Genomic DNA, 12,621 nt, shown 5'->3' on the forward strand with positions numbered 1-12,621 from the left:
ATCACCCTTGGTTTGAAGTAGTTGCAGTAGCGGCTAGTCCAAGAAGTGCAGGAAAAACTTATGAAGAAGCAGTAGGTGACCGTTGGAAAATGACAACAGCTATGCCAGAAGCTGTTAAAAAATTAGAAGTATTAAATGTTAATGAAGTTGAAGAAGTTTCTAGCAAAGTAGATTTCGTATTCAGTGCTGTTGATATGACAAAAGATGAAATCAAAGCAATTGAAGAAGCATATGCAAAGACAGAAACTCCAGTTGTATCAAACAACAGTGCACATAGATGGACTCCAGACGTACCAATGGTAGTTCCAGAATTAAATCCAGAACATTTAGCAGTAATTGCTGATCAAAAGAAACGTTTAGGAACAACAAAAGGTTTTATCGTTGTTAAACCAAACTGTTCTATCCAAAGTTATACTCCAGCTTTACATGCATTAAAAGAGTTTGGACCAAAAGTTGTTGTTGCAACTACTTACCAAGCAATCTCAGGTGCAGGTAAAACATTTAAAGATTGGCCGGAAATGGTTGAAAACATCATTCCTTTCATCGGTGGAGAAGAAGAAAAGAGTGAGCAAGAACCACTTAGAATCTGGGGTAAAGTTGAAGATGGTCAAATCGTTAAAGCAGAAGGTCCGGTTATTACAACACAATGTATCCGTGTACCAGTTTTAAATGGTCATACAGCGGCTGTATTCGTTAGTTTTGATAAGAAACCAACAAAGGAACAAATTCTTGAAGCTTGGAAAAACTTTAAAGGACTTCCACAAGAATTAGAACTTCCAAGTGCACCAAAACAATTTATCCAATACCTTGAAGAGGATAACAGACCTCAAGTTCAACTTGATGTAGATTATGAAAACGGTATGGGTGTATCAATTGGTCGTCTTAGAGAAGATACTGTATATGATTACAAATTTGTTGGTTTATCACACAACACAGTACGTGGAGCAGCAGGTGGAGCTGTATTAATCGCGGAATTATTAAAAGCACAAAATTATATTGTAGCAAAATAATATATATAGATAAAAAACAGGCTGTACGATAATTGCTATCGTACAGCCTGCTTTTTGTCTTGCACCCAGTAAGGGAACAATCTTATAAGTTTATTTGGATTCTAATAAATAACGAATGAATTCAATTGTATTATCTGCATTTTTTGTATTGCATACAATTCCTAGAACAGGTTTTTGCATAGTAGAACCACTGCTGGCATATCCGCTGCTACTGTCAAGTCGAAGGCCGTATGTGCCATGTTCAAGAGGTGTTCGTACTCCATCTAAGTCCTCATCATAGACAGTTCCCTCACAAAGGAGGTCTGCTAATTCGATATACAAGTCTGCTGGAAGTAGCTCAGCTAAGTCAATAAAATATCCTTGCTCCATAAAGGTTGTAAAGTTTGCCTCATCAGCAATAATAACATCAATCTGCTCTGCAGAGATATAGGTTGACAGCTTTTGAATAGAGCTGACACTGTTTTGCGATACGTCAGTATCTGAGATATAGTAACTATAATCAAACATTATTTTCTGATTATCAGGATCAACTTCAAAATGTGTGTTTAAATCACTTAAAAAGCTTTTTAGCTTTTCAGATTCAAAATAATCATTGACAACAGCGACATTCAACAATTCTTCTGGTTTAGGGGATAATGTCTGATAGAGAAGATATCCTAATAATGTTACGGCGAGAATAGCAACAATAGTCTTTCTTAAATAATACGTATTGAAGTATTCACGTTTCTCTTTAAAAGTCATATCACTCATTTTCTCTCGTTCGGTTTGTTGTGTTCTTTTTGTATAGATTTCAGCAGAATCATCTAATTTAGTTTCTTTGGCCAATGTTAGTACCTCTTTTCTACATTTTTGTGAAAGTTTGGGCGGATAGATAATTAAGGACTATCCAAGAATAATATGATAGTAAAAACAAATTACTAGTTAGCTATAAGTGTATCATAGTTTGAATGCTAATAAAATAAGAAAAGTCTAAAAAATATATGAATAAAAAAATAAAAGAAGTATTTGCAGAATAAGATTGACATATGAATTAAAGTGATATAATATAGTTTGCAACAAGTAATACAAAATTACTTGAATAAAATATTGGATAAAAGACATTGAAGAGAAGAAGTAAAGAAGTATTCTTTTAACAGAAAGTTGCTGGTTGATGAGAAGCGCAAAAGAAAATCTTGAAATACATCTCGGAGTTTCACACTGAATCATACATAGGTGTATGTAGTAGGCTGTGACGGGTGCAACCGTTATATTGATAGGGTATAATCCATGATTTTAGATGGCGTACCTGATGAGACCAAAGTAGTAATGCTATTGGTGAATAAAGGTGGTAACACGTGAGAATAGATGCTCTCGTCCTTTGTGTAAATATACGCAAAGGATGGGAGCTTTTTTGTTACTATTAAACTCTTGATACAATGTCTCAGAAAGGAAATTTCTATGACAAACAAACTAATTACTATGCAACCAGAGGAACAATTCAAAATCATTCAAAAGGGGTTACTTGAGATTATTAACGAGGAGGATTTGCTTAAGAAGCTAAAGAGAAGCTATGAGGAGCAAAAACCACTTATCGTTAAACTAGGGTTAGACCCATCTGCACCAGATATTCATCTTGGTCATACGGTTGTACTTCGTAAAATTAAGCAACTACAAGACTTGGGACATCGAGCAGTTATTATTATTGGGGATTTCACAGGAAGAATCGGAGACCCAACGGGAAGAAGTAAAGTCAGAAACCAAATGACAGAGGAAGAAGTATTAGCAAATGCAAAGACATATACGGATCAAGTTATGAAAGTTCTCGACCCAGAAAAGACAGAAGTACGATTTAACAGTGAATGGTTAAAGAAATTGAATTTTGAAGATATTATTTCCTTAGCAGGTAAAGTAACGGTAGCAAGAATTTTAGAAAGAGACGATTTTTCAAATCGCTATAAGAATCAACAGTCAATCGGTTTGCATGAATTTTTCTACCCATTGATGCAGGCATATGATTCCATTCATATAGGCGCAGACATTGAGCTTGGGGGGACTGACCAGACATTTAATATCTTAATGGGAAGAACATTGCAGAAGGATTATGATTTGGAGAGCCAGATTGCTATGTTTGTTCCGATTCTTGAGGGAACAGATGGTGTTCAGAAGATGAGTAAGAGTCTTGGAAACTACATTGGAATTAATGAGGAAGCAGATATTATCTATCGTAAAGTTATGATGATTCCAGATAATTTAATTATTCGTTACTTTGAATTAGTAACAGATATTCACCCAGATGAAATAGAGCGTTACCAAAAGGAATTAGAAGGTTTAGAAGTAAATCCAAGAGATATTAAGATGAGTTTAGCATGTGAAATTACAGCTCTATACCATGGTGTTGCGAAGGCAGAAGAAGCAGAAAAACATTTTCAAGTAATGTACCAACAAAAAGAGATACCAGACAATATTAAAGAGTATGTGCTGAATCAAATAGTGGAACAATCAGAAATTATGGAAAATGGAGAAATCGATTTACCAACGTTAATCTGCAATGTTGATTTTGCTAAGAGCAAAAGTGAAGCACGTAGATTACTAACACAAAACGCAGTTAAGATAGATGGAGAAAAGGTAGAGAATCTTACGTTTGCTATGCAAGGAGAATGTTTTGTACTAGGAGTAGGGAAGAATAAGATTGTGAAGGTAAGGAAAGCGTAAATGTGACATAGGAATCAAAAAAATTCCCCATACCATTTAATTGTATGGGGAATATAGTCCTATAATTTAGTTTGGAAGTCAGCGTATGCGCCTGTTCCGTGTTCGTGAATATCAAGTCCATCTTCCTCTTCTTGAGGAGTAACACGAAGACCAACTGTTTTATCGATTGCCTTGAATATGATAATAGCGAGGACTGCTGTATAAGCACCAACAGAAACAACACCTAGAATTTGTTTTCCTAAGAATTCAAAACCACCACCATAGAATAAACCTAAGCCGATATCCTCATTAATAGAGAATAAACCAGTTAATAATGTACCAAGGATACCACAAGCCCAGTGAACACCAGTTGCACCAACCGGATCATCAATTTTAAGTTTTTTGTCTACAAACTCGATAGCAAATACGACAGCAACACCTGCGATTAATCCGATGATAAGAGCTCCCCAGTAAGATACGGTGTCACAACCAGCAGTAATGGCAACAAGACCAGCTAAAGTACCGTTGAAAGTCATTGAGATATCAGGTTTACCATAACGCTTCCAAGTTAAGAGAAGGGTAGCTAATGTAGCGGCAACCGCTGCTAGATTAGTAGTCATTGCAATATCACCAAGTGATGTAGTTGCAGAAGTTGTAGAACCACAGTTAAAACCGAACCAACAGAACCAAAGGATAAATACGCCTAAAGCACCAAGTGGTAGGTTATGACCTGGAATAGCATTAACTTTTCCGTCTTTTGCGTATTTTCCAATACGAGGTCCAAGAATCTTCGCACCGATAAGTGCACACCAACCACCAACAGAGTGAACAGCAGTTGAACCAGCGAAATCATGGAAGCCAAGGCTAGATAACCAGCCATTTCCCCAAATCCAGTGACCAGTGATAGGATAAATAAATATACTGATACAAGCACTATAGATCAAATAAGCTTTGAACTTTGTTCGTTCCGCCATTGCTCCAGATACAATTGTTGCAGCAGTAGCACAGAATACTGTGTGGAATATCATAAACACACCAAGAGGTAAGTTTGTTACTCCGGTTAATGATTGTGTATTAAAGAAACCGCTAGTACCAAGAATACCACCAGCATCTTTACCAAACATTAAAGCGAAACCAATCATGAAGAAAAAGATACTTCCAAGTACGAAGTCCATAAGGTTTTTCATAAGAATATTACCAGCGTTTTTGGCACGAGTGAAACCAGCCTCCACCATTGCGAAACCAGCTTGCATAAAAAATACAAGAAATGCGGCTATCATAGTCCACATAATATCCATTAATAATTGCATATTTTCCATAGTTAAATCCTCCCTTTTTGGATATTAACCTTACAAAAAATAGTACACATTTAATTTATAAGAAAGCTAAACCGTAATAGCTCTTATAAATCCCTACCATATAAAAAAAGAGACAATTTGCATCACGAATTGTGAAAACAAATTATCTCCATTGATAATAGGGGAAATATATTTAAATGTGTTATATGTAAGATTGAATTAAAGCGCTTCTGCACCACGCTCGCCAGTACGAATTCTGACTGCATCTTCAACGTCATAGACGAAGATTTTTCCATCGCCGTAATTGCCAGTGTTGATTTGTTCAAGTACTTTCGTGATAATATCCTCGGCAATCTCATCAGATGTTACAGTCTCAACTTTTACCTTGGGTAATAAGTTCACATTATACTCTGTGCCTCGATAAACTTGTTTGTAACCCTTTTGATTACCATATCCCATGATATTAGTTATCATGACTCCAGTAGCATTGCAATCATCAAGGATTACTTTTAAATCTTCAAGCTTCTCAGATTTAATAATCATTTCAAGCTTCTTCATACAACTACCTCCTCTATTTGCTTTAATAACATTCTTCTGTTTTTCTGCACGAAAAACAAAAGAAAAAAGGCGATTCTTATAATGTATAAGAAACGCCCTTGTTTTTATGAGACTATTATACATCAAAAGTTTATTTTGTCAAATAGTTTTAGAAAAAAATTTGGAAAGTATTTTTATATCAATAAATAAAGCCACACCTATGCAAGAAATAAGAAATATGCTATATTTAACATAAGTTAAGTTTCGAGATAACATTAAAACAAGAGATACAATGAGAGGAGTAACACTCAGATATGAAACAATTTGCAAATAAAGGTAAGAGACCATCACAAGGCAATAAACCAACACAAAGTAAGAAATCATCACAAGGGACGGTAAAGATTGGAAACAGCAAGCAGGTAATAGATTGGGATAGCTATATTACAAAGGAAGCAGGAATTGATAAAGGTTCATCAAGTAAGAATGCAAATACAAAGAACAAACCGACTAAAAATGCATTTAACAAAAGTATAACTAATAAAAATTCAGCTACAAAGAATGCTAGTAAGAGTATCGTAAAGGCAAAGAGTCAAAGCGTTGGGGTAAAGAAAGCAGAGAAGAGCAATAAGATAATCCACCCAACAATGATGCATCTATTCTATATGGCAACAGCAGAGTGCACATGTAAACAAATTGTTGCCTCAGTTGAGGAAGAAAAGGGAATGGAGATTCAAGTTTGGCCAGACTTAGGAATTGCTTCTATCGAGTTTGGAGAAGCATCAAGTGTTGATTTTCAAGAATGTGAGATGGAATCATTTGATTCTGATAGTGATAAGGAATTTCTTGAAGAACAAAAAGTTAAGGCAATATATGAAGTTACTGTAGCACAAGAAGATAAAGCGAGGGTAGCAAAGTGGTTCTTATCTATGATTCAGGCAAATGGAGGTTTCTTCTGTACAGATAGTGATGATTTTGCACCTATTTATAGTAAAGAGGAGTTGGAGAAATGGATATAAAGAAGGAAGTAGATATAATAAGTAATTATATTATCCGGCTAAGAAAACATTTTCATAAACACCCAGAACTAGGAATGCAAGAGTTTGAAACGTCAAAACGAATTAAAGAAGAATTAGCAGTTATGGAAATTCCGTTTATATCGGCAGCAGAGACAGGCGTGATAGGGTTTATTGGACATGGGCCTAGAGTTGTTGCGCTTCGCTGCGATATGGATGCATTAAAAATTACAGAGAAAACAGAGGTTACATATAAGTCTGCCGTTGATGGGCTTATGCATGCTTGTGGGCATGATGCACATATGGCAGCTCTGTTAGGGGCAGCTTCTATATTGAAGAAATATGAAGATGAGCTAAAGTGTACAGTTAAGTTGATTTTTCAACCATCAGAAGAGAATTGCCTTGGTGCAAAAGCGATTTGTGATGGTGGACATTTAGATGATGTTTCTGAAATATTTGGTTTACATGTATTCGGAGACATTCCTTGTGGTAAAGTATCAATAGAAGAAGGCCCAAGAATGGCAGCATCGGATATATTCCGTATACGAATTACTGGAAAGTCGGGACATGCAGGAAAGCCACAGCAATGTATCGATGCGACAATTGCAGGTGCGGCTACCGTTATGAACCTGCAATCAATTGTCAGTAGAGAATTTGACCCCGTTAGTAGTGCGGTAGTAACGGTAGGGCATTTCGTATCAGGAACACAGCATAATGTAATATCTGGTGAGGCATTTATTGAAGGTACAGCAAGGACGTTCTCAACAAAAGATTGTAAGCATATTGAGCGTTCGGTAAAACGAATTGCTTATAACAGTGCAGAAACTTATAACACAACAGCTCATGTAGAGTATATGAGATCATTACATCCTGTTGTTATGAATGATAAGAGGGTAACACAGACTGCGTTAGAGGCAGCCAAGGAATTGTTTCATTCTGAAGATATTGTTTCTATCCCTAAGATGATGTTAGGAGAGGATTTCTCAATCTACCAACAGCATATCCCGGGAGCTTTTGCATTCGTAGGAGCAGGGAATGAAGAGCTTGAGAGAGATTATCCAAACCATCATGAACGGTTTAATATTGATGAAAGAGCGGTATTAATATCTGCGCAATTATTTATAGGTTATATTATGAAGTTTAATGAAAAAATGTAAGTGTGAGTGATGAATAACTATTCAAATAATTGCATTTTTTTAGATACTTCCAACTTTTTTCTTGCTTATTAAGAAAAAAACTTATATTATTATATCGACAATAGAATAATGGGAGAAATATTATCGGGAAGTCTGTCATTGACAGATGAGGAGGCTAGTATGAAAAAGAAGTTTTTTTCAAAGTACCTATTAATGTTGACTGTTCTTATGTTTGCAATTGCACTTTCAGGCTGTAAAGGCGATAAGTCAAATAAGAATACCAACAAAACGCTGACTACAGATGATACCTCTTCTAAAGAGCCAACCTATGGTGGCTCAGTTGTAGTAGGAATAACACAAGATCTAGATAGTCTTGACCCACACAAAGCAGTTGCGGCAGGAACTAAAGAAGTATTATTCAATGTTTATGAAGGTTTAGTAAAACCTGATGAAAATGGTGATTTAGTTCCGGCTGTTGCAAGCGAATACCACATTTCTGAAGATGGTAAAACATATACATTTACCCTTCGTGATGGAGTGAAGTTCCATAATGGTAACGCAGTAACAGCAGAGGATGTTAAATATTCTATAGAACGTTGCGCTGGTTTGCTTGAGGAGACGGATCCGTCTGTGAAAGTGGAATCAGCGCTTTCTAACATTATGGAAGTAAAAATTCTAGATGATAAGACAATTCAATTGGTGTTAAACAATGCGGATACAGAATTAATTGCCTATCTAATTTGTTCGATTGTACCAGCGAATTATGCTGATTTAGATACAGCACCTATGGGGACAGGCCCATTCAAATTCGTATCGTACACACCATTGGTAAGTTTTGTAATGGATAACAACCAAGAGTACTGGGGAGATAAAGCATATCTTGACCAAGTAACATTTAAGATTTCAGCAAATACGGATGCTGCATTTATGGAATTAATGGCAGGTTCAATTGATGTTTTCCCTTATCTAACAGATGATCAAGCAACACAATTACCGGATACGTATCATATCGAGGAAGGTAGTATGAATCTTGTACAAGCATTATTCCTTAACAACGGAAAAGCACCATTTGATGATATTCGTGTACGTCAAGCAATTTGTTATGCCATTGAACGTCAAAATATCATTGAAATGCTTTCAGCAGGAAGAGGTACAATTATTGATACAAATATGTTTCCTGCATTTACCAAATATTACAATACGGATTTAGCAGACACATATGCGCATAATGTAGAAAAGGCAAAAGATTTATTAAAAGAAGCTGGATATGACAATACTCTTAAATTCACAATTACAGTACCTTCGAATTATCAATATCATGTTGATACAGCACAAGTTATTGCAGCACAATTAAAGGAGATTGGAGTTACTGTAGAAATTCAATTAGTAGAATGGAACACTTGGTTGGAAGATGTATATACAAACCGTGAGTTTGAATCGACTATAATTGGTTTGACTTCAAACCTTGCACCACGTGATTCGGTAGAACGTTTCTCTTCTACTGCAAAGAATAATTTTATTAATTATAACAATGCAGAGTTTGATGCTACATTCCAAAAGGCAATTGCAAGTACAGTTGATGAAGAAAAAGTAGCGTATTATAAACAATTACAGACGTATTTAACAAATGACGCAGCATCAGCATATATCCAAGATCCAGCGTTACTTGTAGCTGTTAATAAGAAGTTAGCAGGTTATACATTCTATCCAGTATATGTTCAAGATATGGCAAAAGTATATTATATAGCAGAATAGTGTGAAGAAAGAAAGGCGGGGGAAGTTGTGAAATATATTATCAGAAAAATAAGTACTCTCATTATAACATTGTTCATTGTCTCAATATTCACATTTACGGCCTTTCAAGTAATCCCTGGAGATAGTGCAGTAAATACTCTTGGAATGGACGCAACGCCTGAAGCAATTCAGGCGTTGCGTCAAGAACGAGGGTTAGATGATAACATTATGATTCGTTATGGTAGATGGCTAGGGGATGTGCTACACGGTGATTTGGGACAATCCTCACAATATAATGTAGCAGTTAGTGGATTAATCTCTAGTCGATTAACGGTTACGGTTTGGTTAGCTCTCATAACGATTATATTAATTATAGTAGTTTCGATTCCTTTGGGAATCGTATCTGTAGGAAAAGAAGGCGGTATTCTTGACCGGATTTTAGTGTTTTTAACACAGACAATGATGGCAATTCCGCCATTTTTTTTAGGAATGATATTAACATTGGTATTTGGTATAATTTTAAAATGGTTTGTGCCGGGAAAATTTGTGAGTTATAGTGAAGATAAAGGAATGTTTTTTTCTTATTTGATATATCCGGCAATAGCAATGGCAATTCCAAAGATTGCAATGACAGTAAAATTTTTGAGAAGTTCTATACGTAGGCAAATGCATTTTGAATATGTAAGAACGGCAAAAAGTAAAGGAAATGCAGAGAGAGACATCTTATTAAAACATGTTCTTAAGAATGCATTAATACCTGTTATTACGTTCCTTGGAATGGTTATTGCGGATGTTCTTGCAGGAAGTATTATTGTTGAACAGGTATTCAACTTGCCTGGACTGGGCAGATTACTAGTTGTTGCAATATCAAATCGTGATTATATGGTAGTACAAGCGGTTGTATTATATATAGCAGCTATCGTTGTTGTAATTAATATGCTTGTAGATGTATTGTATCGTATTATTGATCCACGAATCAGCAAAGAGGGAGGTGCCGAGTGAGAAAGAAGAATATAAATTTCATACTTGGTGCGATTCTGATTGGGATTGTATTACTGTTAGTTGCAGTAGGAATCTTCTATACTCCGTATGATCCCAATGCGATGAATGGTACAGTTAAGAATACAGCACCAAGCTGGACACACTGGTTTGGTACAGATAATTTTGGACGTGACATTCTTAGTCGTATTATGGAAGGGAGTCGAACAACGTTCTTTGTTGCAATCGCAACGGTAGCGATAGGTACAGTAGTAGGTACATTAGTGGGAGCATTTACAGGGTATTATGGCGGAATAGTTGACAATATAGTAATGCGAATCAACGATGGGATTACCTCATTTCCAAGTATACTACTAACATTAGTTATTATAAGCATCTTTGGAATTGGAAAATATAATATTATTTGGGCACTGGGAATTGTGTTTATACCAAGCTTTGCAAGGGTGGTACGAAGTGAATATATGGTTCAGAAAGAAATGGATTATGTAAAATTAGCAAAGCTAATGGGCGCAAGTGATATGCGTATCCTGTTTGTTCATATATTACCAAATATTCGCCCAATATTGTTCTCAACAATTACGATAGGATTTAATAATGCGGTACTTGCTGAAGCAGGAATGAGCTATCTGGGGTTAGGAGTTCAACCGCCAGATGCCAGTCTAGGGAGAATGTTATCAGAAGCACAAGCGTATTTATTCTCAGCACCTTGGTATGCGATTGCACCAGGTGTAGTGATTATAATAACAGTATTAGGTATCAGCTTAATTAACGAAGAATGATAAGAAAGGATATGATATGATGCTTTTAGATGTAAAGAATTTATCAATAGGTTTTGCTGATACAAAGCCTATGCAAATGGTTGTAAATAACATATCCTTTCAAGTGAATCAGGGAGAGATTCTAGGTATCGTTGGTGAATCGGGTTCTGGTAAATCAATGACGGCTTTGTCAATAATGGGATTGCAGAAAAATTCTGCAAAAATAACAAGTGGCGAAATTATTATGGAAGGGAATAACCTTCTTACTATGTCCAAGAAGCAAAAACGTTCTCATCTTGGAAAAGAGATAACAATGATATTTCAAGAGCCGATGACTAGCTTAAATCCAGTTATGAGAATTGGAGACCAAGTTAGTGAGATGTTGGAAATTCATACAAGTTTATCAAAGAAAAATCGAAAAGAAAGAACGATAGAAGCATTACTTGACGTTGGTTTTAGTAATCCAGAGGAGCTGTATAGTAAATATCCACATGAACTATCAGGGGGGATGCGTCAGCGGGTTATGATAGCGATGGCGATGATTTGTAAGCCTAAGTTATTAATAGCAGATGAACCTACAACGGCTTTGGATGTATCAATACAAGCTCAAATTTTAGATTTATTAAAGAAGATGAATGAAGAGTATGGCGTGAGTATTATCTTGATTTCGCATGACCTTGGTGTAATAAGAACCATGTGTGAAAGAACGATTGTTATGGCAGATGGTGAGATTGTGGAGCAAGGTTTGGTTGATGAACTTTTTCAGAATCCAAAGCAAGATTATACAAAAAAACTGATTGATGCTGTACCATCAATTAATAGAAAAAAGTTGAGGGCTAAGGGAAAGCTAGAAGAAGTAAGTATAACAGAAGTAGCTTATCCACAGCGGATCGTTTCTGTGGATAAGCTTAGTATTTACTACTATCAGAGTGGTAGAATCCATAGAGGTGAGAAAGAGCAGATAGTGAAGCACGCATCGTTTCATATTAATCAAGGAGAAGTGGTTGGTATTGTTGGAGAAAGTGGTAGTGGAAAATCGACACTTGCAAAAGCAATTGCTGGACTGAATTCCTTATATGAAGGAGAGCTTACTTGCCTAGAGAATCGACCTCAAATGGTATTTCAAGACCCATATAGTAGTTTGAATCAAGCAAAGAAAATTCAATGGATTTTGGAAGAACCATTAAAGATTAGTGGTGGATATCGTAAAGAGGCGCGTAAACAGATGGTGAAGGAAAAACTAATTGAAGTAGGGCTTTCTGAGGAGATTGGACAGCGATATGTGCATCAGTTAAGTGGCGGGCAACGGCAAAGAGTATGTATTGCTGTTGCGCTGATGTTACAATCGAAGTTTGTTATTCTTGATGAAGCGGTTTCTGCACTTGATGTAACGATTCAACGACAGATATTGAATTTGCTTATGGAATTAAAGGAGAAACATGATTTGACGTACCTCTTTATCTCTC

Annotated in this window: 11 protein-coding genes and 1 other annotated feature; of the genes, 8 read left to right on the forward strand and 3 right to left on the reverse strand. The window is 36.1% G+C overall.

All coding sequences use genetic code 11. The features are described from left to right. On the forward strand, positions 1-1,010 hold a 1,010-nt coding region (asd, locus tag RMR19_RS16900), incomplete at its 5' end, for an aspartate-semialdehyde dehydrogenase (protein ID WP_310604677.1). Positions 1,011-1,100: 90 nt separating this feature from the next. Here asd and RMR19_RS16905 read toward each other — a convergent pair. Continuing rightward, on the reverse strand, positions 1,101-1,835 hold the full coding sequence (locus RMR19_RS16905) for a hypothetical protein (RefSeq protein WP_310604678.1): 735 nt from the start codon (positions 1,833-1,835) through the stop codon (positions 1,101-1,103). A 266-nt stretch (positions 1,836-2,101) separates the two neighbouring features. After that, positions 2,102-2,371: a binding site (T-box leader), on the forward strand. 76 nt (positions 2,372-2,447) lie between these two features. On the opposite strand from RMR19_RS16905, the gene tyrS reads away from it, so the two are divergent. Beyond that, complete coding sequence (gene tyrS / locus RMR19_RS16910) at positions 2,448-3,701, forward strand: tyrosine--tRNA ligase (RefSeq protein WP_310604679.1); 1,254 nt, start codon at positions 2,448-2,450, stop codon at positions 3,699-3,701. Between the two features lie 59 nt (positions 3,702-3,760). Here the strand turns inward: tyrS and RMR19_RS16915 are convergent, their stop codons facing one another. Together RMR19_RS16915 and RMR19_RS16920 are read right to left on the reverse strand one after the other, a co-directional pair. Further along, positions 3,761-4,999: an ammonium transporter gene (locus RMR19_RS16915; protein WP_310604680.1), complete on the reverse strand. Its 1,239-nt coding sequence runs from the start codon at positions 4,997-4,999 to the stop codon at positions 3,761-3,763. 198 nt (positions 5,000-5,197) lie between these two features. Then, positions 5,198-5,536 (reverse strand): P-II family nitrogen regulator, encoded by a 339-nt coding sequence (locus tag RMR19_RS16920; RefSeq protein WP_310604681.1) that lies wholly within the window; start codon positions 5,534-5,536, stop codon positions 5,198-5,200. Positions 5,537-5,829: 293 nt separating this feature from the next. On the opposite strand from RMR19_RS16920, the gene RMR19_RS16925 reads away from it, so the two are divergent. The 6 genes from RMR19_RS16925 to RMR19_RS16950 form a co-directional block, all read left to right on the forward strand. Then, entirely contained in the window at positions 5,830-6,531 is a 702-nt protein-coding gene (locus tag RMR19_RS16925) for a hypothetical protein (protein ID WP_310604682.1), read from the forward strand. After that, a complete protein-coding gene (locus RMR19_RS16930) occupies positions 6,522-7,685 on the forward strand; it encodes a M20 metallopeptidase family protein (protein WP_310604683.1) in 1,164 nt (387 codons plus the stop codon). Before RMR19_RS16925 ends, RMR19_RS16930 begins: the two co-directional genes overlap by 10 nt. Positions 7,686-7,844: 159 nt before the next feature. Beyond that, entirely contained in the window at positions 7,845-9,419 is a 1,575-nt protein-coding gene (locus RMR19_RS16935; RefSeq protein WP_310604684.1) for an ABC transporter substrate-binding protein, read from the forward strand. A gap of 27 nt (positions 9,420-9,446) precedes the next feature. Next, positions 9,447-10,400 carry an ABC transporter permease gene (locus RMR19_RS16940; RefSeq protein ID WP_310604685.1) on the forward strand — a complete coding sequence of 318 codons (954 nt, stop codon included), beginning with the start codon at positions 9,447-9,449 and terminating at the stop codon, positions 10,398-10,400. Beyond that, complete coding sequence (locus RMR19_RS16945) at positions 10,397-11,176, forward strand: ABC transporter permease (protein ID WP_310604686.1); 780 nt, start codon at positions 10,397-10,399, stop codon at positions 11,174-11,176. Before RMR19_RS16940 ends, RMR19_RS16945 begins: the two co-directional genes overlap by 4 nt. A 16-nt stretch (positions 11,177-11,192) precedes the next feature. Then, positions 11,193-12,621: ABC transporter ATP-binding protein (locus tag RMR19_RS16950; RefSeq protein WP_310604687.1), on the forward strand; the 1,429-nt coding region annotated here is incomplete at its 3' end.

Origin of the sequence: Anaerosporobacter sp. (assembly GCF_031551385.1) — a bacterium.
Taxonomy (GTDB): domain Bacteria; phylum Bacillota; class Clostridia; order Lachnospirales; family Lachnospiraceae; genus Anaerosporobacter.

Excerpts from the sequence above, each read along its gene's own strand:
- RMR19_RS16915 (WP_310604680.1), bottom strand. The coding sequence starts at position 4,999 with ATGGAAAATATGCAATTATTAATGGATATTATGTGGACTATGATAGCC.
- RMR19_RS16930 (WP_310604683.1), top strand. The coding sequence starts at position 6,522 with ATGGATATAAAGAAGGAAGTAGATATAATAAGTAATTATATTATCCGG.
- RMR19_RS16925 (WP_310604682.1), top strand. The coding sequence starts at position 5,830 with ATGAAACAATTTGCAAATAAAGGTAAGAGACCATCACAAGGCAATAAA.
- RMR19_RS16935 (WP_310604684.1), top strand. The coding sequence starts at position 7,845 with ATGAAAAAGAAGTTTTTTTCAAAGTACCTATTAATGTTGACTGTTCTT.
- tyrS (WP_310604679.1), top strand. The coding sequence starts at position 2,448 with ATGACAAACAAACTAATTACTATGCAACCAGAGGAACAATTCAAAATC.
- RMR19_RS16920 (WP_310604681.1), bottom strand. The coding sequence starts at position 5,536 with ATGAAGAAGCTTGAAATGATTATTAAATCTGAGAAGCTTGAAGATTTA.